28 protein-coding genes are annotated in these 25624 nt (G+C 68.0%); 15 read left to right on the top strand and 13 right to left on the bottom strand.

The window, feature by feature from the left end; genetic code table 11:
• The first annotated feature begins 27 nt into the window (after window positions 1-27).
• Together NMD1_RS07585 and NMD1_RS07580 are read left to right on the top strand one after the other, a co-directional pair.
• On the top strand, window positions 28-726 hold the full coding sequence (locus NMD1_RS07585; protein WP_233497418.1) for an EI24 domain-containing protein: 699 nt from the start codon (window positions 28-30) through the stop codon (window positions 724-726).
• Window positions 716-1117, top strand: a complete 402-nt coding sequence (locus NMD1_RS07580) for a hypothetical protein (protein WP_125954272.1) — start codon at window positions 716-718, stop codon at window positions 1115-1117. Before NMD1_RS07585 ends, NMD1_RS07580 begins: the two co-directional genes overlap by 11 nt.
• A 24-nt stretch (window positions 1118-1141) precedes the next feature.
• Here the strand turns inward: NMD1_RS07580 and NMD1_RS07575 are convergent, their stop codons facing one another.
• Window positions 1142-1585 carry an Rrf2 family transcriptional regulator gene (locus NMD1_RS07575; RefSeq protein WP_124811303.1) on the bottom strand — a complete coding sequence of 148 codons (444 nt, stop codon included), beginning with the start codon at window positions 1583-1585 and terminating at the stop codon, window positions 1142-1144.
• A gap of 86 nt (window positions 1586-1671) precedes the next feature.
• Between NMD1_RS07575 and NMD1_RS07570 the strand changes: the two genes are divergently transcribed.
• Window positions 1672-2121: a globin domain-containing protein gene (locus tag NMD1_RS07570; RefSeq protein WP_124811302.1), complete on the top strand. Its 450-nt coding sequence runs from the start codon at window positions 1672-1674 to the stop codon at window positions 2119-2121.
• Window positions 2122-2190: 69 nt separating this feature from the next.
• Here NMD1_RS07570 and NMD1_RS07565 read toward each other — a convergent pair whose 3' ends face one another.
• The 5 genes from NMD1_RS07565 to NMD1_RS07545 form a co-directional block, all read right to left on the bottom strand.
• The gene (locus NMD1_RS07565) at window positions 2191-3369 is read right to left on the bottom strand and encodes a trans-acting enoyl reductase family protein (protein ID WP_233497417.1); all 1179 of its coding nucleotides are present in this window, start codon (window positions 3367-3369) and stop codon (window positions 2191-2193) included.
• Window positions 3370-3464: 95 nt separating this feature from the next.
• On the bottom strand, window positions 3465-4019 hold the full coding sequence (dcd, locus tag NMD1_RS07560; protein WP_124811301.1) for a dCTP deaminase: 555 nt from the start codon (window positions 4017-4019) through the stop codon (window positions 3465-3467).
• A 38-nt stretch (window positions 4020-4057) separates the two neighbouring features.
• Window positions 4058-4507 (bottom strand): cytidine deaminase, encoded by a 450-nt coding sequence (locus NMD1_RS07555; RefSeq protein ID WP_125954271.1) that lies wholly within the window; start codon window positions 4505-4507, stop codon window positions 4058-4060.
• Window positions 4504-5199: a glycoside hydrolase family 25 protein gene (locus NMD1_RS07550; RefSeq protein WP_125954270.1), complete on the bottom strand. Its 696-nt coding sequence runs from the start codon at window positions 5197-5199 to the stop codon at window positions 4504-4506. Before NMD1_RS07550 ends, NMD1_RS07555 begins: the two co-directional genes overlap by 4 nt.
• A gap of 31 nt (window positions 5200-5230) precedes the next feature.
• Window positions 5231-5713: a UPF0262 family protein gene (locus NMD1_RS07545; protein WP_124811298.1), complete on the bottom strand. Its 483-nt coding sequence runs from the start codon at window positions 5711-5713 to the stop codon at window positions 5231-5233.
• A 135-nt stretch (window positions 5714-5848) separates the two neighbouring features.
• On the opposite strand from NMD1_RS07545, the gene NMD1_RS07540 reads away from it, so the two are divergent.
• From NMD1_RS07540 to NMD1_RS07505, 8 genes are all read left to right on the top strand, one after another.
• Window positions 5849-7360 carry a replicative DNA helicase gene (locus tag NMD1_RS07540; RefSeq protein ID WP_125954269.1) on the top strand — a complete coding sequence of 504 codons (1512 nt, stop codon included), beginning with the start codon at window positions 5849-5851 and terminating at the stop codon, window positions 7358-7360.
• Between the two features lie 128 nt (window positions 7361-7488).
• Window positions 7489-7833, top strand: coding sequence for a DNA-directed RNA polymerase subunit omega (rpoZ, locus tag NMD1_RS07535; RefSeq protein ID WP_124811296.1), 345 nt, complete (start codon window positions 7489-7491; stop codon window positions 7831-7833).
• 198 nt (window positions 7834-8031) lie between these two features.
• The gene (locus tag NMD1_RS07530; RefSeq protein WP_125954268.1) at window positions 8032-10611 is read left to right on the top strand and encodes a helicase-related protein; all 2580 of its coding nucleotides are present in this window, start codon (window positions 8032-8034) and stop codon (window positions 10609-10611) included.
• On the top strand, window positions 10611-10913 hold the full coding sequence (locus tag NMD1_RS07525; protein ID WP_125954267.1) for an RNA-binding S4 domain-containing protein: 303 nt from the start codon (window positions 10611-10613) through the stop codon (window positions 10911-10913). The genes NMD1_RS07530 and NMD1_RS07525 overlap by 1 nt, the downstream gene beginning before the upstream one ends.
• Before the next feature lie 14 nt (window positions 10914-10927).
• Window positions 10928-11266 (top strand): ferredoxin FdxA, encoded by a 339-nt coding sequence (fdxA, locus tag NMD1_RS07520; protein WP_011443786.1) that lies wholly within the window; start codon window positions 10928-10930, stop codon window positions 11264-11266.
• A 150-nt stretch (window positions 11267-11416) separates the two neighbouring features.
• The gene (locus NMD1_RS07515; protein ID WP_125954266.1) at window positions 11417-11689 is read left to right on the top strand and encodes a hypothetical protein; all 273 of its coding nucleotides are present in this window, start codon (window positions 11417-11419) and stop codon (window positions 11687-11689) included.
• A gap of 284 nt (window positions 11690-11973) precedes the next feature.
• Window positions 11974-12498 carry a CarD family transcriptional regulator gene (locus NMD1_RS07510; RefSeq protein ID WP_124810388.1) on the top strand — a complete coding sequence of 175 codons (525 nt, stop codon included), beginning with the start codon at window positions 11974-11976 and terminating at the stop codon, window positions 12496-12498.
• A 199-nt stretch (window positions 12499-12697) separates the two neighbouring features.
• Complete coding sequence (locus tag NMD1_RS07505; protein ID WP_125954265.1) at window positions 12698-13441, top strand: head GIN domain-containing protein; 744 nt, start codon at window positions 12698-12700, stop codon at window positions 13439-13441.
• Between the two features lie 21 nt (window positions 13442-13462).
• Here NMD1_RS07505 and NMD1_RS07500 read toward each other — a convergent pair whose 3' ends face one another.
• Window positions 13463-14431, bottom strand: a complete 969-nt coding sequence (locus tag NMD1_RS07500) for an L-threonylcarbamoyladenylate synthase (protein WP_125954264.1) — start codon at window positions 14429-14431, stop codon at window positions 13463-13465.
• 60 nt (window positions 14432-14491) lie between these two features.
• On the opposite strand from NMD1_RS07500, the gene NMD1_RS07495 reads away from it, so the two are divergent.
• Both NMD1_RS07495 and NMD1_RS07490 read left to right on the top strand, forming a co-directional pair.
• Window positions 14492-16210 carry an acyl-CoA dehydrogenase gene (locus tag NMD1_RS07495; protein ID WP_125954263.1) on the top strand — a complete coding sequence of 573 codons (1719 nt, stop codon included), beginning with the start codon at window positions 14492-14494 and terminating at the stop codon, window positions 16208-16210.
• Window positions 16207-17028: a DUF815 domain-containing protein gene (locus NMD1_RS07490; RefSeq protein ID WP_125954262.1), complete on the top strand. Its 822-nt coding sequence runs from the start codon at window positions 16207-16209 to the stop codon at window positions 17026-17028. The genes NMD1_RS07495 and NMD1_RS07490 overlap by 4 nt, the downstream gene beginning before the upstream one ends.
• A 29-nt stretch (window positions 17029-17057) precedes the next feature.
• Here NMD1_RS07490 and NMD1_RS07485 read toward each other — a convergent pair whose 3' ends face one another.
• A complete protein-coding gene (locus NMD1_RS07485; RefSeq protein ID WP_125954261.1) occupies window positions 17058-18521 on the bottom strand; it encodes a sorbosone dehydrogenase family protein in 1464 nt (487 codons plus the stop codon).
• A gap of 87 nt (window positions 18522-18608) precedes the next feature.
• Between NMD1_RS07485 and NMD1_RS07480 the strand changes: the two genes are divergently transcribed.
• Window positions 18609-19091 (top strand): GAF domain-containing protein, encoded by a 483-nt coding sequence (locus tag NMD1_RS07480; RefSeq protein WP_125954260.1) that lies wholly within the window; start codon window positions 18609-18611, stop codon window positions 19089-19091.
• Window positions 19092-19232: 141 nt separating this feature from the next.
• Window positions 19233-19919, top strand: coding sequence for a glycine zipper 2TM domain-containing protein (locus NMD1_RS07475; RefSeq protein ID WP_233497413.1), 687 nt, complete (start codon window positions 19233-19235; stop codon window positions 19917-19919).
• A gap of 154 nt (window positions 19920-20073) precedes the next feature.
• Here the strand turns inward: NMD1_RS07475 and NMD1_RS07470 are convergent, their stop codons facing one another.
• From NMD1_RS07470 to mnmG, 5 genes are all read right to left on the bottom strand, one after another.
• Window positions 20074-21228, bottom strand: a complete 1155-nt coding sequence (locus tag NMD1_RS07470) for an acyl-CoA dehydrogenase family protein (protein WP_124810381.1) — start codon at window positions 21226-21228, stop codon at window positions 20074-20076.
• A gap of 120 nt (window positions 21229-21348) precedes the next feature.
• The gene (locus NMD1_RS07465) at window positions 21349-22311 is read right to left on the bottom strand and encodes a ParB/RepB/Spo0J family partition protein (protein ID WP_375600791.1); all 963 of its coding nucleotides are present in this window, start codon (window positions 22309-22311) and stop codon (window positions 21349-21351) included.
• Window positions 22308-23087 carry a ParA family protein gene (locus NMD1_RS07460; protein ID WP_125954259.1) on the bottom strand — a complete coding sequence of 260 codons (780 nt, stop codon included), beginning with the start codon at window positions 23085-23087 and terminating at the stop codon, window positions 22308-22310. Before NMD1_RS07460 ends, NMD1_RS07465 begins: the two co-directional genes overlap by 4 nt.
• Window positions 23084-23767, bottom strand: a complete 684-nt coding sequence (gene rsmG / locus NMD1_RS07455; protein WP_125954258.1) for a 16S rRNA (guanine(527)-N(7))-methyltransferase RsmG — start codon at window positions 23765-23767, stop codon at window positions 23084-23086. Before rsmG ends, NMD1_RS07460 begins: the two co-directional genes overlap by 4 nt.
• The gene (gene mnmG, locus NMD1_RS07450) at window positions 23764-25608 is read right to left on the bottom strand and encodes a tRNA uridine-5-carboxymethylaminomethyl(34) synthesis enzyme MnmG (RefSeq protein ID WP_125954257.1); all 1845 of its coding nucleotides are present in this window, start codon (window positions 25606-25608) and stop codon (window positions 23764-23766) included. Before mnmG ends, rsmG begins: the two co-directional genes overlap by 4 nt.
• Between the last annotated feature and the right edge of the window lie 16 nt (window positions 25609-25624).

The following is a 25624-nucleotide window of genomic DNA, read 5'->3' as shown; positions in this document are numbered from 1 at the left end:
TCCATGCTTTCCGCTTTGGGGCTTTCCTTGGGCCAGCTTGCCGACCGGCGCATCCTGCGGGTGCTGGGGAAAAGCGCGCTTGTCACGCTCGCCCTGTTCGTGGTGCTGGGCGCGCTGGGCTGGTGGGGCCTCGACACGGCGTTCATCGCATCGGGCCTGCGCGACGATCTGGCCAGCGGCGCGCAGACCCTGCGCGTGCTGATCGCGGGCGTGATCGTGCTGATCGGCGTCTGGCTGCTGTTCCGGCTGGTGGCGATCGCGGTGGTCCAGTTCTTCGCGGACGAGGTCGTCGCCGCCGTGGAAGCGCGCCATTACCCCGCGTTCGCCGCCACGGCGCGGCCGCTGGGCTGGCGTGCCGAGGCGCGGCAGGCGCTGCGCGGGCTGGTGCGGTCGGTGCTGTGGAACCTGGCCGCGCTGCCGGTGGCCGTGGTGCTGCTGGTCACCGGCCTTGGCCCGGCGCTGGTGTTCTTTCTGGTAAATGCCGTGCTGCTGGGGCGGGAGCTGACCGAGATGGTCCGGCTGCGCCACCGCGACGCCGCGGGAACGCCAGCCGCCGCGCCGCCCGCGTGGCAGCGGCTGCTGCTGGGCGGGACGGTGGCCGGATTGCTGGCCGTGCCTTTCATCAACCTTGTCGCGCCGGTGATCGGCGCGGCGACGGCGACACATCTGGTGCTGCGCCGCCATGCCGAAGTTTCCAATGTTGGCGGAGTTTCCGATGCGCCGTAATCAGGCCGTGCTTGTGATGACCCTGCTGCTCGCGGCCTGCGGCGGCGGAACCGGCGTGCAGACCAGCGGGGCCGGCAAGGCCGCGACCATCCGCAGCGTCGGCCACCCGCCGCCGCGCCCCGCCGCGCAGATCCAGACCGCGCCCGGCCTCGAATCGGTGATCGGCGCCGACGCGCAGCAGCTATCGCGCCTGTTCGGGCCGCCCCGGCTCGACATTCGCGAGGAAGACGCGCGCAAACTGCAATGGTCGGGATCGGCCTGCATTCTCGACGTCTTCCTCTATCCCCCCGCGCAAGGCGGGCGGCAGACCGCGACCTATGTTGACGCGCGGCGCGGCGATGGCCGCGATGTCGACCGCGCCGCCTGCATTGCCGCGCTGAAGAAGCCCTGAAAGCAGGCCCCTGGCCGCAAGCCTCTAACCACAGGGGCGCGCGGCAGGCTCCGCCACGCTCCAAGGCGCGAAAGCCGGAGCGCCCGGGCGGGCGATGTCCGCCAGCGAATAGCGGTCGAGCACCGCGAGGAAGGCCTCCAGCGCTTCGGCCAGAACGCCGCTCAGCGTGCAATCGGCGCGCAGCGCGCAGCGGGCGCAATCGGCCAGCTTCATGCCCCGTTCCAGCGCGCGCACCACCGCGCCCACGTTGATCCCGTCCGCCGGGCGCGCCAGCGCGATGCCGCCGCCGCGCCCGCGCAGGCTGCGGGCAAAGCCTTCGTGGACCAGCGCCTGCGCGACCTTGGCGACATGGTGGGGCGAAAGCCCCTGTTCGGCGGCAAAGGCCGGAACCGAAACGGCTTCGCCTTCTCGCCGGGCAAGCACGATCAGCAGGCGCAGGCCGAAATCCGTATGCTGGGTCAGTTGCATCGTTCGATCATGTCGGATTTTCGCTTGCCCGAATCAAGCATTTCCAATACCGGTATTTGTAATACTTGTTTTAAGGAGATCCCGCCATGCGCACCGCTTCCGAACAGGCCAAGGCCATCGTCAAGGCCACGGCCCCCGTCATCGAAAAGCACGGCCTTGCCATCACCACCGCGATGTACGCGCGGCTGTTCCGCAATGCGGAAGTCGCCGCGATGTTCGACCAGGCCGCGCAGGACAGCGGCGAACAGCCGCGCCGGCTGGCCGGGGCGATCCTTGCCTATGCCCGGAACATCGACAAGCTGGGCAACCTTGGCCCGGCCGTGCAGCGCATGGTGGCCAGGCACGTCGAAACCGGCGTCAAGGCGGAACACTATCCGCTGGTGGCCGAAGCCCTGCTGCCGGCGATCCGCGACGTGGTGGGCGCGGATGTGGCCACCGACGAAGTCCTGGCCGCCTGGGGCGAAGCCTACTGGATGCTGGCCGACATCCTGATCGCGGCCGAAGCCCAGGCCTACGAGGAAGCCTCCGCCGCATGACGCGGCGCGAGAGCCCGCCGTCCGCGATCCCCCTCAACAGCGGACGGCGGGCTTGATCGCCAGTATCGTTCAGTCCTCCACCGCGAAGGCGATCTCGGCGTGCGCGCGCAACCGCGCCACCAGTGCTTCGCCCAGCAGCGCGCCCGGCGTGGCGATCCCGCCTTCCGCCGCGCAGGACAGCAGCGCGATACCGGTTTCGGCCAGCATCCGGCTGGTGGAGCCATAACCCGGATCGTAGCGCCCCTTGACTCCATAACGGATCGTCCGCCCGTCGGGCATCTCGCCCACGAACAGCACGTCGTAGAAGCCGTTTTCGCGTTCTTCCTGCGACGGACCTTCGCCCGGCTGCGGATCATCGGGCCGGCCGATCATCGGCGTGGTGGCGATGTGCTCGGCCACGGCCTTCCCCTGGTCGCCGGGGCCGGTCAGGATCATTTCGTCATAGACGAAGTCCTGGCCATAGGGGTGCCCGAGTAACCGGTTGGTGCGGTGGACGTTCTTGGTGTTGATCGTCGCCATGATGAATGGCGCTTCCCACGATCCCAGCGTCTTATCGTATTGCGGCTTGTCGCCAGCGGGCTGCGGCGGCCCTTCGAAACCCGGCGTCAGGCCGAAGGCGCTGGTCATCCAGGGAATCAGTTCGGGATGCTGGCCCAGCGTGGCGAGCGTGGCCTTGAGGCTGGCCGCGGTTCCGCCCGAAGCGCCGCCCTTCATCCCCCGGACCCGGCCTTTCACGCGCGGCGCGGGCGCCCCGAAGCGGGCCACGGCCTCCTTTTGCAGCATCAGCACGCCCAGATCGAACGGGATCGAATCGAAGCCCGAGGAGAAGCTCACCCGCGCGCCGGTGCGCTTCGCTTCCGCGTCGTACTTGTCCACCATCTGGCGCATCCACACCGGCTCGCCGCACAAGTCGGCATAGTCGGTTCCCGCCGCGATGCAGGCGGACAGCACCGGTTCGCCATAGAGCTGGTAGGGGCCGACCGTCGTCACCACCACGCGCGTCTGTTCCGCCATGGCCGTGAGGCTGGCGGGATCGCCGGCATCGGCCACGATCAGCGGCGTGTTGATCGGCGCGTCGATCGCATCGCGCACCTCGGCCAGCTTGCTGGCACTGCGCCCGGCCATCGCCCAGCGCGGCCCTTCCTGTCCATAGGCCCGCGCGAGGTACTGCGCCACGAGCCGCCCGGTAAACCCGGTCGCGCCATAGACCACGATGTCGAACGGCCGATCCGCCCTGGCACCCATCATCCCATCCCCTTTTTGGTTCGTTATGGGCGGGATGGTGATCGGCCCCGTTCCGGAAAGCAACAGGGCAGTTGCAGCAGCGATTGCAAGTGCGGAGATTACAGCCGGGGCAGGGTCACCCCGCGCTGGCCCATGTATTTGCCGGCGCGGTCGGCATAGCTCACCTCACACGGTTCGTTGCCCTGCAGGAACAGGAACTGGCACGCGCCCTCGTTGGCGTAGATTTTGGCGGGGAGCGGCGTGGTGTTGGAGAATTCCAGCGTGACGTGGCCTTCCCAGCCTGGCTCCAGCGGAGTCACGTTCACGATGATGCCGCAGCGGGCATAAGTCGATTTGCCCAGGCAGATCACCAGCACATCGCGCGGCACGCGGAAATATTCGACCGTGCGGGCCAGCGCGAAGCTGTTGGGCGGGATCACGCAGACGTCGGTCTTGCGGTCCACGAAGGAATTGGACGCAAAGTCCTTGGGGTCCACCACCGCCGAATCGACGTTGGTAAAGATCTTGAATTCATCCGCCACGCGCGCGTCGTAGCCATAGGAGGACAGGCCATAGCTGATGCAGCCTTCCCGCCGCTGGCTTTCCACGAACGGCTCGATCATGCCCTCGCGCTGCGCCTTGTCGCGAATCCACTTGTCGGAAAGAATGGCCACGTTGTTTCCCCGATAATCCTGTTCAGGCCAAACTGCCTTTATACCAAACTGGCCGGACCGAAAGCATGCGGCAAGAGCGCCGAGAGCCGCACCTCGATCACCTCGCGCGTGCCCACGCACAGCACCAGCGGATCGGTGCCGCCCAGCGCGGCCAGTTCGTTGAGCACCTGCCGGCAGCGCCCGCACGGCGTGATCGCCGCGTCGATCGCCCCGCCGGCGCCGCCCATGACCGCCACGGCGACCAGCCCACCGCGCCGCCCGGCATGGCTGGCGATCGCGCAGGCGACCGTCTCGGCGCAGAGCGAGAGGCCGTAGCTGGCGTTCTCCACGTTCGCGCCGGTCACGATCGCGCCATCCTCGAACAGCAGCGCCGCGCCGACGTGAAAGCCCGAATAGGGCGCATAGGCGGTGTCTACCGCCGTGCGCGCAGCCGCGATCAACGCCTCGCGCGCATCGGGACCAAGATCGGGCAGCGAAATATTCGTCATGGCTGCACCGCCACCCAGCGCAGCGGCCCCGGCGCGGCGTCGGTGCGCAGCCGGCTCGTGGCCGTCCACATCACCCACGGCCGTTTGGCATAGCCCGGCACGAGGAAATCCTGGCGGACCCAGATGTTGCGATCGATCATGGCGGCAAGGTGATAGCGGCTTTCGAACCCGCGCGACAGCATCAGGATCGCCGGCTTGCCCGCGTGCATTTCCATCTGGTTGAGGAACGTCGTCAGTTCGCTCTGCAGGGCCGCTTCACCCGGCGCATCGGGGCAGCTGCGCGAATCGATGTCGAGCACGACCGCCGGCGGCAGCAGCTTGGCGTCGCGCGGCACGGTGGTGACGAAATTGGCCGCCTGGGCATCGGCCGGGGCGCACAGGTCGTAGACATGCACCGCGCCCACCTGCATCCCCTGCGCGCGCGCCGCGTCCAGCCCCGAAGCGAACGCGGCATCGCGGCGGCCGGGGCCTTCGCTGGCGGTGAGATAGACGAAGTCGGCTCCGCGGGCGTGGAGAATGCGCCAGTCGACCGGTGCGTCATGCTCGTCGATCCAGGCGCCTTGTACCGGATAGTGCGCGCGATCGGGCATCCAGGTGCGCGCCTTCCACCAGCCCAGGCCGATGGCGATCATCACCGCCAGCAGCAATGCCGCCAGCCAGCGCCGCAGCGCCGTTTTCCTCGCCTTCGCCATGAACCTGCGCCCAATCCCGTATTCCGCGACCCTAGCCCCTGATATGGAGGACGCAGATCAAGGTAAAGAGCCGGCGGGCCGTGGCGAAGTCCGTCTCCACCTTGCCGTCGAGCCGTTCCAGCAGCATTTCGGCCGCATCGTTGTGAACGCCGCGCCGGGCCATGTCGATCGTCTCGATCTCCTGCGCGGTCGCCCGGCGGATGGCTTGATAATAGGAATCGCAGATCGCGAAATAGTCGCGGATCGGACGGCGGAAACGGCCGAGACCGAGGATGATCGTTTCGAGCAGGTTTTCCCGTTCGTCGGCGATGACCAGCGCCAGCCGCCCGTCCTCCACCGACAGGCGCAGGCGATAGGGACCGGTATGCCCCGCCTCGAACGCGCGGATCGGACGGAAGGTGTTTTCCTCGATCAGGTCGAAGATCGCGATCCGGCGTTCCTGCTCGATATCGGCATTGCGCCAGAGGATCGTCGCCTCGTCGAGCTCGATATGCGAGATGCGCGGGTCCGCCATGGGGCAGGCTATTTCGCAGACGCCGCAAGGCGCGGCAAGAGATTTGCGCAGTCCACAGCCTGTGGGTAAATTCAGGCGGCAATCGGGCCACACCGCGTCTTGCGGCGACCGGTCCCCCTGCGCCATTGGTGTGTCATGTCGGCAAGCGAAGCGATCCTCCTGCGCGAACCTGAAGAGATTCGCACTCTCCCCTCCAACGTCGAGGCGGAAGCCGCGTTTCTGGGCGCGGTGCTGATCGACAACCGGATTCTGGAGGAACTCCCCACCCCGCTGAAGCCCGAGCATTTCTTCGCGCCGGTCCACGGCCGCGTCTATGAACGCATCCTGGCGCTGGTCGATCGCAAGGCGGTGGTCACGCCGGTCACGCTCAAGCCCTATTTCGAAAGCGACGAAGGGCTGAAGGAACTGGGCGGCACCGCCTATCTCGCCCGGCTGACGGCGGACGGGCAGGGCCTGCTCGCCCCGCGCGAACTGGCCGAGCAGGTCTATGACCTGGCGCTGCTGCGCGAACTGATGGCGGTGGGCCGCAACCTGGTGGAAGGCGCGCGCGACACCAGCAATTCGGTCGCCCCGCTCGAACAGATCGAACGCGCCGAAGCCGCGCTCTATGCCGTGGCCGAAGGGGCGCAGACCGGCAACGAGGCGCAGAGCTTCGGCATGGCCACGCGCACCTCGCTGGAAATGATCGAGAAGGCGCTGCTTTCCGGCGGCCACATCTCGGGCAAGACCACCGGCCTGACCTCGGTGAACGAGAAGATCGGCGGGTTGCACGATTCGGACCTTATCATCCTTGCCGGCCGCCCGGGCATGGGCAAGACTTCGCTTGTCACCAACATCGCCTTCAATTCGGCCGACCGGCTGCGGCGCGACCAGGCCGATGGCATCGCCACCAAGGATTCGGTCGGCGCGGCGGTCGCCTTCTTCAGCCTGGAAATGAGCGCGGACCAGCTCGCCACGCGTATCCTGGCCGAACAATCGGGCATCAGTTCCGAAGCGCTGCGCATGGGCCGCATCAGCCGCGAGGATTTCCAGCAGCTTTCGTTCGCCAGCCAGCGCCTGGCCGAACTGCCGCTCTATATCGACGATACCCCGGCGCTGACCATCGGCAGCCTGCGCGCGCGGGCACGGCGATTGAAGCGCCGGCACGATGTCGGCCTGATCATCGTCGATTACCTCCAGCTCCTGCAGGGATCGGGCCGCAGCGACAACCGCGTCAACGAAATCTCGGAAATCAGCCGCGGCCTGAAGACGCTGGCCAAGGAGCTCTCGGTGCCGGTGATCGCGCTGTCGCAGCTCAGCCGCGCGGTCGAACAGCGCGACGACAAGCGGCCGATGCTGTCGGACCTGCGCGAATCGGGCTCGATCGAGCAGGACGCGGACATGGTCTGGTTCGTGTTCCGCGAGGATTACTACGTCGCCGCGCGCGAACCCAAGGTGCCGCAGGGCAGCGACGACATGAAGATCCAGGAAGCCCACGCCGCCTGGCAGGCGGAAATGGAGCGCGTCTATGGCCTGGCCGAACTGATCGTGGCCAAGCAGCGCCACGGCTCGACCGGCAAGGTACGCCTGCGCTTCGAATCGCGCATCACCAAGTTCAGCGATCTCGCCCCCGACGCGCTGGCCGGCCACAGCTACAACGATGAATGACAGGGACGCGTGACGGGCCGCCCGACCTCGCTGCCCCGATTTCCCGCTGTCCCGATTTCCTTGACTTTTCCACACCCCGCGCCTAGCTGCGGCTCTTTCCGTCCTTTCCAATATTCCGGAGTGCCCGAATGGCGCGCGTTACCGTCGAAGATTGCGTCGACAAGGTTCCCAACCGTTTCGATCTCGTTCTGCTGGCCGCCGAGCGCGCCCGCGCGATCTCGGGCGGCGCCGAGCTGACCGTTGACCGCGACCGCGACAAGAACCCCGTGGTTGCCCTGCGCGAAATCGCGGACGAGACCGTCCGCCCGACGGTGCTCAAGGAAAACGTGATCCAGTCGCTCCAGCGCGTGCTGCCCGATGATGATGACGAGGTCGATGAAATCGGCTCGCTGTCGCAGTCGGCCGAAGCGCTGCGCATCACCGCCGCCGCGCCCGTGCGGAATACGTCGCTGGGCGCCGACTACGACGGCTAAGGCCTAATTCGTTTGCGCGGCACCGGCCCGCTCCCCCGGCCCAACCACCCACATGGTACACTGAATGGGTGGTTGGGCCGGGGGAGCGGGCCGGTGCCGTAAGGAAAGCCCGGATGGGCTTTCCGCACCCGACAAACAGCGGGGATAAATTCCCGGCGCCTTCTTGCGTGGGGTGATGGCCGCCGCCACATTCCCTGCATGGCCAGTCCCCTGCCAGGAAGACGACACGGGACAGCCGGGGAAGGTGTGGTCAAAGCGGTGCTTGGCCCGACCAACACCGGCAAGACCCATCTCGCAATCGAGCGGCTGTGCGCGCATTCCAGCGGCGCGATCGGCTTTCCGCTGCGCCTGCTGGCGCGCGAGGTGTATGACCGGGTCTGTGCGATCAAGGGCGCGGACCGCGTCGCGCTGATCACCGGCGAGGAGCGGATCGAGCCGAAGAACGCCCGCTGGCTGCTCTGCACCGCCGAAGCGATGCCATCGCGCCCCGATCTCGCCTTCGTCGCGCTCGACGAAGCGCAGCTTTCCGCCGATCCGGAGCGCGGGCACGTGTTCACCGACCGGCTGCTGCACACGCGCGGCCGCGAGGAAACGATGCTACTGGGCTCGGCCACGCTGCAACCAATGGTCCGCGCGCTCGTGCCCGAAGCCGAAGTCATCGGCCGCCCGCGCTTTTCCACGCTGAGCCATGTCGGCGCGAAGAAGCTCTCGCGCATCCCCCCGCGCAGCGCGATCGTCGCCTTCTCGGCCGAACAGGTCTATGCCATGGCGGAAATGCTCCGCCGCTTCCGGGGCGGCGCGGCGGTGGTCATGGGCGCGCTCAGCCCGCAGACGCGCAACGCCCAGGTGGCGATGTACCAGGCGGGCGAGGTCGATTACCTCGTCGCCACCGACGCGATCGGCATGGGCCTGAACCTCGATGTCCACCACGTCGCCTTCGCCGGCCTGTCCAAGTTCGACGGCCATCGCCAGCGGCGCCTGACCACAGCGGAAATGGCACAGATCGCGGGCCGCGCCGGCCGCCACCAGCGCGATGGCACCTTCGGCACGCTGGCGGGTACGGGCGGAAACGATCCCGAATTCACCCCCGAGGAAGTCTTCGCGATCGAGGAACACCGGTTCCCGCCGCTGACGCGCCTGTTCTGGCGCGAAGCGGAGCCGCGCTTCGATTCACTGGCCACGCTGATCGCGGATCTGGAAAGCCCGCCGCCACGGCCCGAACTGGCTACGCCACCGCAGGCGATCGACCTGGCCGTGCTGAAACGGCTGGCGGAGGAGCCGGATACCGCCGCCACGGTGCGCGGGCGCGGTTCGGTCCAGCGCTTCTGGGCGGCCTGTTCGCTGCCCGATTTCCGTCAGCAGGGCACCGAAACCCATGCCCGCTTCGTCGCCCGGCTGTGGCAGGATCTGCGCCACGGCTATCTGGGCGCGGACTATGTGGCGCAGGCGATCGCCGCGCTCGATAACCCCTCCGGCGACATCGACACGCTGCAGGGTCGCATCGCGGCGATCCGCAGCTGGTCCTACATCGCGCAGCGGCCCGACTGGGTGCTGGCGCGCGACGAGATGGCGGCGCGCGCCCGCGCCGTGGAAACGCGGCTGTCCGATGCGCTGCACGCGCGCCTGACCGAACGCTTCGTCAACCGCCGCACCACGCTGCTGATGCGCAAGACCGGCGCCGACGCCGCGCTTCTGCCCGTCCGGCTGGACGATTCGGGCGCCGTTCTGGTGGATGACGAGGCGATCGGTCACCTCGACGGCTTCCGCTTCGTGGTCGATCCGCTGGCCCGCGCGGCGGATCGCAAGTTGCTGCTGGCGGCGGCGGAGCGCCATTTGCCGGGCCTACTGGCCACCCGCGCGCAAGCGCTGGTCCGCGATGCCGGAACGGCAGAGGGAATCACCCTCGCCGATGGCGCGCTGTGCTGGAACGGCACCACCGTCGCGCGGCTGGAGAAAGGCCGGGCGCTGCTGGAACCGCGTATCCGCATCGATGCCGCGCTCGACCGGCTGCCCCCGCCGGTGCGGCAGGCGGTGGAAACCGCGCTCGACGCCTGGCTGGCGCGCCACGGTGAAAAGCCGCTGGAACCCTTGCGCAAACTGGCCGAAGCCGGGCGCGATCCCGCGTCCGGACCGGCGCTGCGCGCGCTGCTGCTGCATCTGGTGGAAGGCGGCGGGGTGCTGGCGCGCGCAGACGCCGGGCTGGAGCGGCTCGACGACCGCCAGCGTGCCACCCTGCGCGGGCTGGGCATCCGCGTGGGCGCGCTGGACCTGTTCGTCCCGGGCGCGCTCCGGCCCGCTGCCATGGCCTTGTGGAGCGCGCTGGCGCGAATCTGGGGGCTGGATCACGCATCGCCGCCCGACACCATGCGCCCCGCCATCCCGGCCGGTAAGCAGATACCGGTGGGCTACCGCGCCGCCGGACCGCAGGCGATTCGCGTCGATCTGGCCGAAAAGCTGCTTCAGGCCGCCCACCGCGTGCGTGCAGCGGGGGGCGCGGCCGGAGGCAGGCCGCGCCGCTTCGCGCTTGATCCGGCGCTGGCGCGGTCGATGGGGCTCACCACCGCCAGCTACGCGGCACTGCTGCGCGCGGCGGGATTCCGCGCGTGGCCCCCGCGCCCGCTGGCCGAAGGCGCCGCGGGTCCGCCCGCGCCGCCGCTGTGGGACTGGCGCGCCCCGCGCCCGCGCGACGAACGCCGGCCCGAAGCCGCCCGCCCCCGGCCCGACAGCGCCTTTGCCGTGCTGGCGGAATGGTTGGCGGCTGAACCGGTGGGGCGCTGATGGCCGCGGGGCTGCGGATCGACAAGCTCCTGTGGTTCCTGCGCCTCGCCAGGACGCGCGCGCTGGCGCAGGATTGGGCGCAGGCGGGGCATATCCGGCTCAACGGGCGGCGCGTGGAGCGCGCGCACCAAGGCGTTTCCACCGGCGATATCCTCGTCATTCCGCTGGGTTCGGCGGTGCGCGTGATCGAGATTCTGGCACTTCCGGAGCGGCGCGGCCCCGCTCCCGAAGCACAAGCATGCTATCGGGTGCTTGACGATACGCCCCCCTCGCCTCTAGCACGGCCCGAAACGCGTACCTGAGGGATAATCACGCCATGACTTATGTTGTGACCGACGCCTGCATCCGCTGCAAATTCATGGACTGCGTCGAGGTCTGCCCGGTGGACTGCTTCTACGAGGGCGAGAACATGCTCGTGATCAACCCCAGCGAGTGCATCGACTGCGGCGTGTGCGAGCCGGAATGCCCCGCCGAAGCGATTCTGCCCGATACCGAAAGCGGCCTGGAACAGTGGCTTGAGCTGAACGCCAAGTATTCGGCGGAATGGCCGAACATCACCGCCAAGAAGGACGCTCCGGCGGACGCCGACGAGCACAAGGGCGAAGAGGGCAAGTTCGACAAGTACTTCTCGGCGGAACCTGGCGAAGGTGACTGATCGGGGCGATTGATCCGGGGCGATTGATCCGCCCCCGGAACCGCCCCAGATCGGGACTAGTCCAAAACAGACTGAAATTCCCGCGCCAGCGCGCGCGGGAAACACTACGATCCTTCCCCGAAAAGGATAAAACTGACGGGGTCGGAACAGGTGCCTGAAATCGCAGTATATGCGGGAATCGCTTTCCTGTCGGCGACGATCGGCTTCTTCGCCGGCGCGCTGATGGCGACGTCCAAGATCGCCTATCTGGAAAACCGCATTTCGCTGAACGAGCGGGAAGTGGAAAGACTCGCCGCGCGGGCCGAAGCCCTGCTGGTGGCGATGGGCCAGATCGCCACCTTGAGCGACGAACGGATGGGCTCCGCCCCGTCCGGCACCACGGCCGCGGGAATCGCCAGAACAACCTTGCACGCGCTTCGCTGACGTAGCGTCAAGCCGGACGGCCGCCCGCGAAAACAAGGAACCGTGGAGATTCTCCGCCGGGACTGGAAATTTTCCACAAAAACGTTATATACTCGCGCGTGCGGCATGGTCCCGGCCATGCGTCGCATTTCACGAAGATAAGGCAGGACACAAAGGCAGCACAAAAAAGGGGTCGCAGACCGCTTGTTGAGGGCCGCCCGCGAAGCAATGCGGGCATCGGGCGCAATACGCGCACCGGGGCCTCTTCCGCCGCCACATCCTAGCCCGTGTCGAAAGGGTAACCAATGGCAGCCAAGGCTCTTGCCTTCGATGTTGGGGATTACGTCGTCTATCCGAAGCACGGCGTCGGCCGGGTGGTCGAATTGCAGAACGAAGAAATCGCCGGAATGACGCTGGAGCTTTACGTGCTCCGTTTCGAGAAGGAACGCATGACGCTGCGCGTTCCTGTGAACAAGGTCGAAGCCATCGGCATGCGCAAGCTGTCTTCGGACAAGACGCTGCGCGAAGCGCTGGATACGCTGAAGGGCAAGCCCAAGGTCAAGCGCACCATGTGGTCGCGCCGCGCGCAGGAATACGAAGCCAAGATCAATTCGGGCGACCTCGTTTCGATCGCGGAAGTCACGCGCGACCTGTTCCGCGCCGACGACCAGCCGGAACAGAGCTATTCCGAACGCCAGATCTTCGAAGCGGCCTCTTCACGCCTCGCCCGCGAACTGGCGGCGATGGAAAAGACCGACGAACCGGCCGCGCTCAAGAAGATCCTCGCGATCCTGAACGAATACGCGCCGAAGTACTACGAAACCGCCTGACGCCAAGGCCGGGCCAGACGGTCCGGCCGGGTTTCACGCCCGTTTCCACAAAAGGGGTCGCCGGGAAGCCGGCGGCCCCTTTTGCGTTGCCGCGCTCGCGTCGTCCAGATGCCGATGCGCGCCGACGAGCGACATGGCCCTGGGCGGCGAAGCTGTAGTATAAGGGCAATACACATTCCCTCCCGGTGGAGACCATCGCATGTTCGCCAATCTTGCCCGTGCCCTGGCGGGCGTAGCCGCCGTCGGTCTCGGCGCCGCGCTGGCCGGCTGTTCGTCCGACGCGCACGTCACCATCGACGGTGTCAGCGGCGTGCCGCTGGCGCAGCTGGATACCTCGGGCAAGGCGCCGGACACGATCACCCTGCTCGGCCCCGATACCGTCCATGTTACCGGCGGGGACCGGCTGGCGATTACCGTCGATGGCGATCCGGCGATCAAGGACCAGCTCCGCTTCACCCTGAAGGACGGTAACCTCGGCATCGCGCGCGAAAAGCACGGGTTCGGCCAAGGCGGCACCGTGACCATCAACGTGGTCGTTCCGCCGTTGCAGGGGATCGTGCTGATGGGCTCGGGCACTGTCCACAGCGACGCCTTGCATGGAGAAGACGCCAGGGTGGTGATCGCCGGCTCCGGAAGCGTGGATAGCACCCGCGTCGATGTCGGCACGCTCAAGGTCGACGTACTGGGTCCGGGAACCGTGCGGGCCGCCGGCCATGCCAGGAACCTAGCGCTGACCATCGGCGGATCGGGCAATGCCGATCTTTCCGGCCTCTCGGTCGATGCGGCGAAGGCCGACGTTGCCGGGTCGGGCAGCGGCCGGTTCGCATCGGACGGTACCGTGGATGCCTCGATCCTGGGCAGCGGCGACATCCACGTGCTCGGGCGCGCGACCTGCACGGTCAAGACGCTGGGCTCGGGCAAGCTGGTTTGCCAACCCGCCTGAAACTGGCCCGCCTAAAGCCGTTCAGGCGGCGGCGCGGCGCAACCTGTCGTTGATGGCGACGCCGATGCCCCGGTCCGGGATCGGCGCCACGGCGATCCGGGGCCGCGCATCGTCCGCCGCCAGATGCAGGCAGGCGTAGAGCCGGGCCGCCGCTTCCGCGAGATCGCCCGTGCGCGACAGCGAGACATCGCCGGCAACCGCGCCGAAGCCGATCAGGAATTCGTCCGGCTCCGCGTCCGGCGCGTCGAGGCGGACGGGCTTGCCCGGCGCATAGTGGCTGGCCAATTGCCCCGGCGCCTCGATCCCGCCGCGATCCTGCGCCCGGCCGGCATGGGCTTCCCCCAGCACCGCGGCGATCGACGCCTCCTCGATCGGACCCGGCCGCAGGATCGCCCACGATCCATCCGCGCGCAGGCCGACGATGGTCGATTCGATCCCCTGCGCCGTCTCTCCCCCATCGAGAATCAGGCCGACCCTGTCGCCCAGCGAGGCGCGCACGTGCGCGGCGCTGGTGGGGCTGATCGCGCCGCTGCGATTCGCCGAGGGCGCGGCCAACGGCAGCCCGCTTTCGCGCAGCAGCGCCTGCATCACCGGATGCGCGGGGCAGCGCAGCGCCACCGTGGGCAGGCCCGCGCTGACCGCCATGGCAAGCGGCGCACCGGGCAGACGCGGCAACACCATCGTCAGCGCGCCCGGCCAGAACGCGGCGGCCAGCGCCTCGGCCCGGTCGTCGAACGCGGCGAGTGCCCTTGCCGCTACGGCATCGGGAACATGGACGATCAGCGGATTGAAATCGGGGCGGCCCTTGGCGCGGTAGATGCCCGCCACCGCGGCATCGTCGTCGGCTCGGGCAGCAAGGCCATAGACGGTTTCGGTGGGCACGGCGACCGTCCCCCCCGCGGCCAGCAGCCGCGCCGCCGCGGCAATGCCGGCGGCATCGGCGGCGCGCAGGTTGCCCGGTCCGCCGTGGGAAATCTTTGTACCGTCCATGCCTTGCCGCTATAGCGCGCGCCACGCTCTGCCAAGGAAAACCAAGCGAGGGGAACTGCGATGGATTTCACGCCACCAACCACCGACCAGGTGCTTGCCCTGCGCGTCAGCGCCGGGATCGACGAACTGGCGGCGCACGAACGCTTCGAGGCTGCCAGCCCCGATCTGGTGGAAGCCATCGTGGAAGGCATCGGCGCGCTGGCCGCCGGCGAATGGGCGCCGCTCAACCGGCTGGGCGATACCGAGGGCGCGAAATGGAACGATGGCACGGTAACGCTGCCCGCCGGCTTCGCCGACGCCTACCGCGCGTTCGTCGAGCAGGGCTGGAACGCGATCGCCGGGCCGGTCGATCACGGCGGACAGGGTCTGCCCTTCGCGCTGGCGACTTGCGTGCTCGAGACGCTGGGCGCGGCCAACATGGGCTTCGCCCTGCTGCCGATGCTCACCGTCGGCGCGATCGAGGCGCTGGATCACCACGGCAGCGAAGCCCAGAAGGCGCTCTATCTTCCCAAGCTGGTCAGCGGCGAATGGTCGGGCACGATGAACCTGACCGAGCCGCAGGCCGGGTCCGACGTGGGCGCGCTGCGCAGCACCGCCGTGCCGATCACCGAAGGCCCGCACGCCGGCAAGTACCGCATCGCCGGCACCAAGATCTTCATCACCTTCGGCGAGCACGACCTGGCCGAGAACATCATCCACCTGGTTCTCGCCCGCACTCCCGGCGCCCCGGCCGGCACGCGCGGCATCTCGCTGTTCATCGTGCCCAAGTTCCACGTCAACGCGGACGGCACCCCCGGCGCACGCAACGACGTGCGCTGCGTCTCGATCGAGCACAAGCTGGGCATCCACGCCTCGCCCACCTGCGTCATGTCCTATGGCGACCACGGCGAATGCATCGGCGAACTGGTAGGCCACGAGAACGAGGGCCTGAAGGCCATGTTCACGATGATGAACTCCGCCCGCATCAACGTGGGCAGCCAGGGCGTGCAGATCGCCGAACGCGCCTATCAGCAGGCGCGGGCCTATGCGCGCGATCGCGTCCAGTCCGCGCGGGCCGGCGCGGCGGACAAGACGCCGGTGGCGATCATCGAACACCCCGACGTGCGCCGGATGCTGCTGCGGATGCGCGCGCTGACCGAAGGCGCGCGGGCGCTGCTCTATTACACCGCCGGCCAGATCGATCGCGGGACGCTGGGCGACGCGGCCGCGCAGAAGCGGGCGGAAGTGCTGGTGCCCATGCTCAAGGCCTGGGGCACCGATGTCGGCTGCGAGGTGACCAGTCTGGGCGTGCAGGTCCACGGCGGCATGGGCTTCATCGAGGAAACCGGCGCCGCGCAGCACTATCGCGACGCGCGCATCGCGCCGATCTACGAAGGCACCAACGGCATCCAGGCCGCCGACCTCGTCACCCGCAAGCTGGGTTACGACAACGGCGGCGTGCTGCAGGCGCTGATGGCCGACATCATCGCGGAAATGGAAGACGTACCCGAAGTCGCCGCGCTGGCGAGAGACGTGGCCGCGATCGCCACCTGGATGACCACCAGCGCCACGCTGGACGACCGGCTGGCCGGCAGCGTGCCGTTCACCACGATGTGCGCGGCGGCCGTGGCCGGCTGGCAGCTTGCCCGCCAGGCGCGAGCCACGGGCGATGACGCCAAGACGGCGGTGACGATGTTCTTCAACCGCACCATCGTGCCCGAAATGCGCGGCCTTGGCTCGGCGGCCATGGCGGGCGCGGCGCTGGTCTATCAGCTGGATACCGACGCGCTGCTGGCATGAGTGACCATACCCCCTTGCTGACCCGTATCGCCGAGGCGCTGGAACGGCTTGCGCCGCCCCCGCCGCCGCCCGTCGACTGGCTGGCGCACCCCGCCTACGTCTGGCTGGGGCGTACGGCCCGGCCGGTCGCCCGGCTGGAAGCGCCCGCGCTGGACCTGATGCACGGCATCGACTTCCAGAAGGGTGCGGTGGTCGAAAACGTGGCGCGCCTGGCGCAAGGCGCGGCCGCACACGACATGCTGCTGTGGGGTTCGCGCGGGATGGGCAAGTCAGCGCTGCTGCGCGCCGCCACGCTGGCCGCGCAGACAGAATGGCCGGGCAGCATCGCGCTGGTGCAGGCCACGCCCGAGGCCGGCCTGGCCGACCTGTTCGCGCTGCTGCGGGGGATCGAGCGCCGCTTCCTGGTGTTCCTCGACGATCTCGGCTTCGACGCGGGCGACGCCGATGGCGCGCGCCGGCTGCGCAGCTGGCTGGAAGGCGGCGTGGAAGCGCGCCCCGCCAACGTGCGCCTTGCCGTCACCTCCAACCGCCGCGCCATCGTGGAACGCCATCTCAGCGAACAGGACGATCCGATCAACCCGCGCGACGTGGTCGACGACCGGCTGGCGCTGGCCGACCGGTTCGGGCTTTCGCTGGGCTTCCACAATTGCTCGCAGGACGATTTCCTGGCGATCATCGGCGGCTATGCCGCGCATTACGGGCTGGAATGGGAGCCGGCCGACGCGCTGGAGTGGTCACGCCGGCGCGGTGGCCGCTCCGGGCGCGTGGCCTGGCAATATGTCAACGAACTGGCCGGGCGGACCGGGCGCGCGCTGTAAGCCACGCGCCCGGGTGCTTTTCCCGCGCCTTACGGCTGCGGCTTGAGCAGGTCCGAATCTTCGTTCGGCTTGGCGATGAACTTGGCATCCGCCGGCGGCGGGGGCGGCATCGGCGTGGCCTTGATCGGCACGATTTCCGCCGCCGGCTTCGCGCCAGGGGCCACCACGCGCCAGATCACGCCGCCCACGTCGTCGCTGACCAGCAGCGCGCCGTCCTTCGCGAAGGCGACCCAGGTCGGTCGGCCATGCGCGCGGCCATCGGCCGTGAGGAACCCGCTGAGAATCGGGGTCGGCGGGGTGGGCTTCACGTTGCCGCGATCGTCGAAGCCGACAAAGACAACGTCATAGCCCGACAGCGGGCGGCGGTTCCACGAACCGTGGCGCGCGATGAACGCGCCCTGCGCGAAGCGTTCGCCCAGCACGTTGCCGCCGCGCGCGAAGGCAAGGCCCAGCGGGGCGACGTGCGAACCCAGTGCGTATTCCGGCTTGCGCGTATATTCGAGCATGTATTCGGGCATCGGCGCCTTCACGCGCCAGTCGATGTTCTTTTTCCAGTAGGCCCACGGCCAGCCGTACTGGGCCCCCAGCGGCACGTTGGTGAGGTAATCGGGCACGAGATCGGACCCGAGCATGTCGCGCTCGTTGACCACGGTCCACAGCTCGCCGCTGTGCGGGTTCCAGTCGAGCCCGTTGGGATTGCGCAGGCCGCCGGCGAATTCGCGGCTGCTGCGCTTGGCGAAATCGTACTCGTGGATCGCGGCGCGGCCCTTTTCCTGGTCGATGCCGTTCTCCGCGATGTTCGACGAGGAGCCGACGGTCACGTAGAGCTTGCCGCCATCGGCGCTGAGCAGCAGGTTGCGCGCCCAGTGGTTGCCGCCGCCGGGCAGGTCCATCAGCTTCTCGGGCTTGCCGGCAAGGTTCGTCTGGCCCAGCGCATAGGGGTACGACAGCACCGCGTTATGGTTGGCGATGATCAGGCGGCCGTCGCGGAACACCATGCCGAACGGCGAATCGAGCGCGGGATTGTCCATCACGAACTTCTGGTCGGCCTTGCCATCGCCATTGGTATCGCGCAGCAGCACGATCTTGTTGGGCGAAGGCCCGCCGGCGCCGACCTTGCGGAACAGCCAGTTCATCACCAGGCCCGTGATCCCTCCGGGGCCGCGGCCGGGAGGCGCGTTGGTTTCCGCCACCAGCACATCGCCATTGGATAGCACGGTCACCGCACGGGGATGATCCAGCCCGTCGGCGAAGCGGCCGACCGCCAGCCCCTGCGCCGCCACGGGCGCCTCGTTAGCTTTCCAACCCACGGGTTCCGCCACCACGACCGTGGGTATGGTCTGCGCGCTGGGCTCGGCCAGCTTGGGCTTCGGCCCGGAAAGCTGGTCCAGCGTGTACTGTGCGGGATCACCCCGCATGGCCCAGGCGATGAAAAGGCCGCCCGCGACGACAACGACGAGCAGGCCGATGAGGATCTTGCGCAAAAGAGTCATGCGCACGAATCTAGGCGGCAAACGCCGTCCTGTCACCTGACAGCTTGCCCTCATTCCATTCCGCCCCGGCCGCCCTATATCAGGGGTATGTACGCCTTTGCCCCCAACGCCGGCGCTTCGACCGCCGAGATCCACGCCGAGCTGCGCGAAGCGGCGGTGGCCATCACCGATAACGAGCCCGACGGCATCGCCAACATGGCCAATGTCGCCGCGCTGCTGGCGGAATTCCTGCCCGATCTCAACTGGGCCGGCTTCTACCGCATGGTGGAAGGCGAATTGGTGCTCGGCCCGTTCATCGGCAAGCCCGCCTGCATCCGCATCCCGCTGGATCGCGGCGTCTGCGGCGCGGCCGCGCGCACCGCGACGACGCAGCGGGTGGAGGACGTCCACGCCTTTCCCGGCCATATCGCCTGTGATGCGGCCAGCCGGTCCGAACTGGTCGTTCCCGTGATTCGCGGTGGCGCGGTCATCGCCGTGATCGACCTCGACAGCCCGCTGCCCGGACGGTTCAGCGCAGAGGACGCCGCCGGCATAGAAGCGCTGGCAGAGGCGATCGCGGAACGGATCTGAGAGAAAGAACCACCCGCCAATCTATCCCGTTTCGGCACAGCGCCGGGAGCGGCCTTGGTGCCCCCTGCCCGGCGATGATACGGTTCCTGAAACGTCCGGAATCCGGCCAGTCGCGCCGGCGCGCCGCAACAGGGGATCACGATGGCCCGAATCTACCAAGCACTTGCCGTTTCGCTCGCACTGGCAGGCGCCATGCCGGCCGTGGCCCACGAAGCGCCGCCCCCGCCGCCGCCCGCACCGCCCGGCGGCTGGTATGCTCCGGCGCCTTACGGCGCCGCGCCCGCCTGGCAGGGCGGCTATCCGGCAACGCAGATGCCTGCTCCGCCGCCGGTGGACCCGGAATACCAGCGGATGCTGGATCGCTGCCGCGTCAACAATCCGGATAAGCACGTCGGCGGCACGCTGATCGGCGGCGCGGTGGGCGGATTGATCGGCAACCGTGTGGCCTCGGGCGATCGCGTGCTCGGCACCGTGGCCGGCGCGGCGGTTGGCGCGGTGGCCGGCAACGTGATCGACAAGGCCGAGGACAAGGGGCGGGACCGCGAATGCGAGGAATTCTTCCGTCGCTACGGCCCACCGCAAGCCGCAGGCTATCCGGGCGGCTATGGCGCGGGATACCCCGGCTACGGCGGCGCCTATCCGGGATACGCGCCCTACGGCTACGTCATGGTGCCAGTGGTGATCCAGAACCAGCAGAAGCCCTGCGTCGAGACCACGACCGTGACCGAGGAATGGGTCAACGTTCCGGTCCGCCGCCGCGCGGTGCACCACCGCCCGGTCGTGCGCGACAAGCGCGTCAAGGAAAAGCGGGTCTACACCGGCAGCTAAGCGCCCAGTGCCATCGTCCCAGCGAAAGCTGGGACCTCAGGCCGTTGCAGCGCATTTCCGGCAGGACCGGCCCCGCCCCACGAGATCCCAGCTTTTGCTGGGATGACGGGCGGCGTGGGCCGTGTTCCACGTGGAACGTGCTAGGGTCCTGACCCTACAGCTTGCGGCCGATCAGTTCCTTCATGATCTCGTTGGTGCCGCCGAAAATCCGCGTCACACGCGCGCTGCGCCAGGCGCGGGCAATCGCGTACTCGTTCATGTAGCCCGCGCCGCCGTGGAGCTGCAGGCACTTGTCCATCACTTCCCACTGCAGCTCGGTATGCCACAGCTTGGCCGCCGCGCCCTCTTCCGGGGTCAGTTCGCGCTTCAGGTGGCGCGCCAGCGCCCAGTCGAGGTGCGCCCAGCCTACCTGCAGCTTGGCCTTGATGTCGGCCAGGGTGAAGCGGGTGTTCTGGAAATCGAGGATTGGCTTGCCGAACGCCTTGCGATCGCGGGTGAATTCCACGGTATCATCGAAGGCGCGCTGGGCCGACGCCTGCGCGCTGACCGCGATCGACAGGCGCTCCTGCGGCAATTCGCTCATCAGGTAGATGAAGCCCTTGCCTTCCTCGCCCAGGCAGTTGGTGATCGGCACGCGCACGTCGTTGAAGAACAGTTCCGAGGTGTCGGCTTCGTCCTGCCCGATCTTGTCGAGGTTGCGGCCGCGTTCGAATCCTTCGCGATCGGCTTCGACCAGCACGATCGACACGCCCTTCCACGCCGGCTGGACCTCGGTATCGGTCTTGCAGCAGACTAGGATAAGGTCGGCGTTCTGGCCGTTGGTGATGTAGGTCTTCGATCCGTTGATGACGTAGTGGTTGCCGTCCTTCTTGGCCGTGGTGCGCATGCCCTGAAGGTCGGACCCGGTGCCGGGTTCGGTCATCGCGATCGCCGTGATCGTCTCGCCCGAGACCATGCGCGGCAGCCACTTCTTCTTCTGCTCTTCCGAACCGTAGGAGATGAGATAGTTGGCGACGATATCAGACTGGAGCGAAAAGCCCGTGGTCACGCGGCCATAGTAGGCGCTTTCCTCGTCGACGATGGCGTTGTAGCCGAAATCGAGGCCCAGCCCACCGTATTCCTCGGGCACGGTGGGGCACAGCATGCCCAGTTCGCCGGCCTTGGGCCAGACTTCCTTGGGCACGATGCCCGCCTCCGCCCATTCGGCGGCGTGTGGCGCGATCTCGTCCTCCAGAAACCGGCGGACGGTCTGGCGGAAGGCTTCGTGATCCTCGTTGTACGCGGTGCGTGAAAGCGCATCGAGCGACATGGCATCTCTCCGGTTAGTCGTGGCCTTTCCCACAGGGATAGGCGCCGCCGCCAAGCCGGGTCAATCGCTATTTAATCGATCAGTTAAACTTTATGCGCTGCCCTCTCGGGCAAGTCCGCGTCAGATGCCGCCGCCGGTAAGCCGCTGGCAGATCAGGTCGAGCTGGTCGAGCGTCTTGTAGCGGATCGTCACCGAACCCGAGCTGGGGTCGGCATCGGCGTTGATCATGACCCTGAGGCCCAGGAACTCCTCCAGATGCGCCTGCACCGCCGCAATATCGGCGCTTTGCGACGGATCGCGCACCGCGCGCGCCTTGCGCTGCGCGCTTTCCGGGCGCCCGGCGCGCTTGGCCATGCGTTCCGCATCGCGCACCGAAAGCCCCTTCGCCACCACTTCGCGCGCGATGGGCAGCGGATCGGGAAGGGTTGCCAGCGCGCGCGCATGGCCCATCGAGATTTCGTCGCGCTGGACCATGTCCAGCACTTCCTCGGGCAAGCTGAGCAGGCGCATGAGATTGGCGACATGGCTGCGCGACTTGTCGACGAAGGTCGCGATTTCCTGCTGCGTCAGACCATCCTGCTCGGACAGGCGCTGATAGGCGCGCGCCTCTTCCACCGGATTGAGATCCTCGCGCTGCAGATTCTCGATCAGCGCCAGCGCGACGACTTCGCGTTCATCGAGCTTGCGCACGATCGCCGGAATCTCGTGGACGCGCGCGCGCTGCGCCGCGCGCCAGCGGCGCTCACCAGCCACGAGCTGGTAGCGGCCCGCGCTCACAGGCCGCACGATCACCGGCTGGATCACACCCCGTTGCGCGATCGAGCGGGCCAGTTCCTCCAGCGCGTCTTCGTCGAAATGGCGACGCGGCTGATTGGGATCGGGTTCGATGTCCGACACGGAAAGCAACGAAACTCCGCCTTCGCGCGGCAGTGCGGCCCCTTCCGGCGCGCCCGCCGAAACGCGGATCAGCGATTCCTCGCGCCGGGTTTCGCCGAGCAGCGCGCCCAGCCCCCGCCCCAGCGCTGCGCGCCGCACCGGCGCCGCTTTCACGCCATCACCGGTCATGCCGTCTTCGCTGCTCATGCAGCCTTCCTCCGTTCGGGCAGCCGGCCGATCAGTTCGCGCGCCAGCTTCATGTAAGCCTGCGATCCGGGGCAGGCATGATCGTAGATCAGCGCGGGCAAGCCATGGCTCGGCGCCTCGGACAAACGGACGTTGCGCGGAATCACCGCTTCGAACACCAGATCGTGCAGGCAGGATCGCACGTCGTCCGCCACCTGATCGGTCAGGCGATTGCGTCGATCGAACATGGTGAGGACCACGCCCAGGATGCCGAGATCGGCGTTGAAGCGCTCCTGGACGCGCTCGACCGTCTGCAGCAGCTGACTCAGCCCTTCGAGCGCGAAGAATTCGCACTGGAGCGGCACCAGCAGCGTATCCGCCGCGGTGAGCGCATTGAGCGTGAGCAGGCCGAGCGACGGCGGGCAATCGATCAGGCAGATATCATGCCCCGCCCCGCCCTGGGAAAGTGCGCCGCGCAACTTTCCGGTCCGGTCCTCGACGCTGACCAGCTCCACTTCCGCGCCCGAAAGATCGACCGTGGCGGGCACCAGATCGAGCCCCGGAATGCGCGTAGGCATCAGGCATTCGGCAACGGTCGCCTGATCGATCAGCAGATCATACGACGAACGTTCGCGCTCGTGCGAAGCGACGCCGATCCCGGTCGAGGCATTGCCCTGCGGATCGAGATCGACCAGCAGCACTTTCCAGCCGGTGGCGGCCAGCGCGGTGGCGATGTTGATCGCGGTGGTGGTCTTGCCCACTCCGCCCTTCTGGTTGGCGACAGCGATGGTAATCATCGGCGAGTTTCCTTCCGGCGTTTGGCCTTTTGGACAACCGGGGGCTGGCCACCAAGCAGGCGACCAGCGATGACGCCCGCGTCGGGGTCTGTCAGCGATTGTTCCACGTGGAACATATGGCGCCAGGATTTCGGGAGCATGTCCAATTCATGCTTCGCCTTGGCCCCTTTGGGCAACAGCCAAAGCGTGTCTGGTGTGGAAAAGCGCGCAGAAAGAAGCAGCAGCTTGTCCAGCGGCGCAAACGCGCGGGCTGAAATCACGCTGGCGATCCGTGCCGGCACATCTTCCACCCGCGCCAGAATGACTTCCACATTGGCCAGATCAAGCGCCGCCGCCGCGCGATCGAGCCATTCGGTGCGCAGGCGCCGGGAATCGACCAGCGTGACGTGCCGTTCAGGCTGCAACGCCGCCACGACCAGCCCTGGAAAGCCAGCTCCGGTCCCCAGATCGAGCCACGGCCCGGCCGGCAATGTTTCACGTGGAACATCGAGCAGCTGCGCGCTGTCGACGATGTGCCGCTGCCAGACGTGCGCCAGCGTGCCGCGGGCGACCAGATTCTGCCGTTCGTTCTCGGCGACGAGCAGGTCCGCCAGCCGGGTCAGCCGGGCCATGCCGGCGGCATCGACACCCAGCCGGTCGCGCAGCCAGGCTTGCGCATCCGCTTCGCTGGTGATCGTCATGCCGCGCGCCGCCGCGCGTGGACCAGCAGGCTGGCAAGCGCGGCCGGGGTGATCCCCGCGATCCGGCCCGCCGCCGCCAGCGTATCCGGCCGGGCACGCTGCAACCGTTCCACCATCTCGTTCGAAAGGCCGGGTACCTCGGCGAAGGGGAAATCATCGCCGAGCGCGACCGCGTCGCTCGACCGCAATTCGCGCAGTTCCGCGTCCTGCCGCGCGAGATAGGGCGCATAGGCCGCGTCCTCCTCCACTTCCTCCACCAGCAGCGGATCGAACGCCCCGTCCCCCATCCATGGCTGCAACGCCGCGAGCGTGACTTCAGGGAAACGCAGCCACTCCATCAGGGATCGCCGGGTGCCATCAGCCCGCACCGCCATCCCCGCGCGCACCAGCTCCGTCGGGGTGACATCGGCGGCCAGCGCGCGCTCCAGCCGTTCCCGCTGTTTACTGCGCGCTTCGAACCAGACCGCGCGTTCGTTCCCCACACACCCGGCAGCAAGAGCCAGCGGGGTCAGCCGGGTGGAGGCGTTGTTGGCGCGCAAACGCAGGCGATACTCAGCCCGCGCGGTCAACATGCGATAGGGCTCGCTGACGCCATGAAGCGTGAGGTCGTCGATCATCACGGCCATGTAGCTCGATGCCCGGTCCAGCGCCGCCGGCGCGCGGCCCAGCACGGCCGCCGCCGCGTGCATCCCCGCCACCAGCCCCTGCGCCGCCGCCTCCTCGTATCCGGTCGTCCCGTTGATCTGCCCGGCGCAATAGAGCCCCGGGATGGCTTTCACTTCCAGGCTGCGCCGCAGCGCGCGCGGATCGATGTGGTCGTATTCCACCGCATAGCCGGGCACGGTGATCTCCACCCGCTCCAGCCCTTCGATGCTGCGCATCATCGCCACCTGCACATCCGTCGGCAGCGAGGTGCTGACCCCGTTCGGGTAAACCGTGCGGTCGTCCAGCCCCTCCGGTTCGAGAAAGACCTGGTGCCCGTCGCGATCGCCGAAGCGGTGGATCTTGTCCTCGATCGACGGGCAATAGCGCGGCCCCTGCGCGCCGATCGCGCCCGTGAACAGCGGCGAACGGTCCAGTCCGCTGCGGATGATATCGTGCGTGCGCGCATTGGTGCGCGCGATCGCGCAGAACACCTGTGGCACCGTGCGCGCCGGCGTCAAAGGAGACATCGTCCACGGCTCGGCGTCGCTGGGCTGCTCCGGCAACCGCGCCCAGTCGATCGTGCGGCCGTCCAGCCGGGGCGGTGTGCCCGTCTTCAGCCGCGCCATCGGCAGGTCGGCATCGCGCAGCTGCGTGGCCAGCCGGTGCGCCGCGCTTTCGCCGATGCGGCCACCATCCATCCGCTCCTCGCCACGAAACAGCCGCCCTCCGAGGAAGGTGCCCGTACACAGCACGACCACATCGGCCGCAAGCGCATCGCCGTTGCCCAGATCGACGCCTACCACACGGCCGCCCTGCATCCGCAAGGCCGCCGCTTCGCCCGCAACCACGGTGAGGTTCGGTTGAGCCGCAATCATGCGCTGGATCGCGGCGCGGAACAGCTTGCGGTCCGCCTGGACACGCGGCCCCTGCACCGCGCTGCCCTTGGAACGGTTGAGCATCCGGTAGTGAATCGCCGCCACATCGGCCGCGCGCGCGATCAATCCGTCAAAGGCATCGACCTCGCGCACGAGATGGCCCTTGCCCAGTCCGCCAATCGCCGGGTTGCAGCTCATCGCGCCGATCGTCTCCGGATCGAAACTCACCAGCGCCGTGCGCGCGCCCATCCGCGCCGAAACGGCGGCCGCCTCGACGCCGGCATGACCGCCGCCGACCACGATCACATCGAATTGCTGCATGGGATGCCCGTTACAG

Source organism: Novosphingobium sp. MD-1 (assembly GCF_001014975.1).
Lineage (GTDB): Bacteria > Pseudomonadota > Alphaproteobacteria > Sphingomonadales > Sphingomonadaceae > Novosphingobium.
The sequence above is the reverse complement of the archived record's forward strand: the minus strand, read 5'-3'. Positions and strand labels throughout refer to the sequence as shown.